The organism is Syntrophaceticus schinkii, assembly GCF_000946815.1.
GTDB lineage: Bacteria > Bacillota > DSM-12270 > Thermacetogeniales > Thermacetogeniaceae > Syntrophaceticus > Syntrophaceticus schinkii.
In genome coordinates this window covers 1-1764 of sequence record NZ_CDRZ01000221.1, presented here as the reverse complement: position 1 = coordinate 1764, position 1764 = coordinate 1, and the positions used below count along the sequence as shown (strand labels likewise).

Annotated in this window: 2 protein-coding genes; one reads left to right on the top strand and one right to left on the bottom strand. The window is 43.7% G+C overall.

Translation table 11 applies throughout. The features are described from left to right. The first annotated feature begins 96 nt into the window (after positions 1-96). Positions 97-735, top strand: a complete 639-nt coding sequence (gene istB, locus SSCH_RS07755; RefSeq protein ID WP_232294293.1) for an IS21-like element helper ATPase IstB — start codon at positions 97-99, stop codon at positions 733-735. A 494-nt stretch (positions 736-1229) separates the two neighbouring features. Here the strand turns inward: istB and SSCH_RS07750 are convergent, their stop codons facing one another. Beyond that, positions 1230-1658 carry a hypothetical protein gene (locus tag SSCH_RS07750; RefSeq protein ID WP_052835451.1) on the bottom strand — a complete coding sequence of 143 codons (429 nt, stop codon included), beginning with the start codon at positions 1656-1658 and terminating at the stop codon, positions 1230-1232. Between the last annotated feature and the right edge of the window lie 106 nt (positions 1659-1764).

Below are 1764 nucleotides of genomic sequence, written 5' to 3'. Positions count from 1 at the left end.
GTGTAAAGCCCTGAAACTGGCCAACGTGCCCCGGATCTACCAGGATGTGCCTTTAACGAGCCGGAGCAGTATCTAACGGCACTTTTTGCCGAAGAGATCAAGGCCAGGCGGTTAAAAAGAATCGACAGGCTAATCAAAACAGCTGGGTTCGTCAATACAAAATCACTTGAAAATTTCGACTGGTCACCGGTTACCCTACCGGACACCACCAGTAAAACCGACCTAGTGGAACTTAAATTCATCGAGCGCTGCGAGAATATTATTGCCGTAGGCGCCGTAGGCACAGGCAAGACATTTCTGGCCACTGCCTTAGGATTAAGAGCCTGCACAAAAGATAAGCTGGTGCGTTTTTACCGCTGCCTGGACTTGGTCAATACCCTGCTTGAAAGCCACCGCCAGGGGCGGTTAAAAAAGATGATGGCCCAGCTCAGCAAAGCAGAACTTCTGATTATAGATGAACTAGGCTTCGTCCCGCTGCACCGTGACGGGGCGGAATTGCTCTTTAATGTTGTTGCCCAGGCCTATGAAAAACAGAGTGTCATCATTACTTCGAACCTGCAATTCGGGCACTGGAACAGCGTGCTCGGTGACAACAGATTGACAGCGGCAATGATCGATCGCCTTGTTCATCATGCTCATATCTTGGCATTCACCGGTGAGAGCTTCAGGTTAAAACAAGCTTTATCCGGAGTAAAAAATACAGGAATTGACGATCAGGAGGTGAGGGAAACATAAAAAGAACATATGCTTTCCTTCCCCTTCGGGGGAAGGAAAGGGGGATCCCTTCTATAGCGTACATGTACGGTACGCAAACGATGGCAGCCTTCTAGTTGTGTACTTTTAAGCTGCCGTACTATGTAATTTTATCTTGCCAAACACATAAAGCCTATACCATCCTGTTTTTCTTCTCTGCAAGCCAATGTTTCCGCCATCGCAACCAATAATCCCGCTGCTTTATCGTAGCTCCACCGATGCCTGTTTACTGACGATTGCATCTAGCAAGCTCGGGGGAGAAGAGCCCCCCCTCCGCAAACAGCAAGCTCGGCTAGCCTCGCAATGGTACCGGTTACGACCCGACTTTTGTCGAATGCCAGCGTGCGAACGGGACAACAGTGGTGTTTAGTATGAAATGACAAGGGGAGCAATATAATATGCTGGAGTTACTGGCTATAAAGTTAAAGGCGGGAATAATTAACAACAGACCAGATTGACAAAGCATTTATCAGTTATTAAATTACCTGTATAGCCACTAATTCATCATAGGCGCTTCCTATTTCTTGAATAGAAAATTGTGGCTTAATTTCGCCTACCTTTTCGATTATTGCTTGACTATTGCTGTTATTACTCGATGAAGACATTTGTTTAGATGCAAAAATGATTGTGGAACGTAATTCTAAATCTTTGGCATACATATTCCCAAAATGCTGTATTGTTTGGTCTATATGTTTGCTGTTTCCAGATAAAAAATCTTTGGCTTTATTAATATAATGCTCGGTTTTTTCCGAGGGGGAAATTTTATAACCGATCCCGCTCCAATCAATGTTAACTCCATCGAGTAGTGCAGCGTAGCTTAAATCATCATTAAGTTCACTACAATACGGGCCATAATTATACAGAATATAATCATAGTCGGTGGGTAACTCATAAACTTCTTGCATTATATATATCTAATTTTTGTCTAAAACAAGGTTTTTACCGAATTGCGGGGAAACACCTTTTTAACTTTTCAGTTAAATATGCTATTAAGCCGATATTGATCCCAAC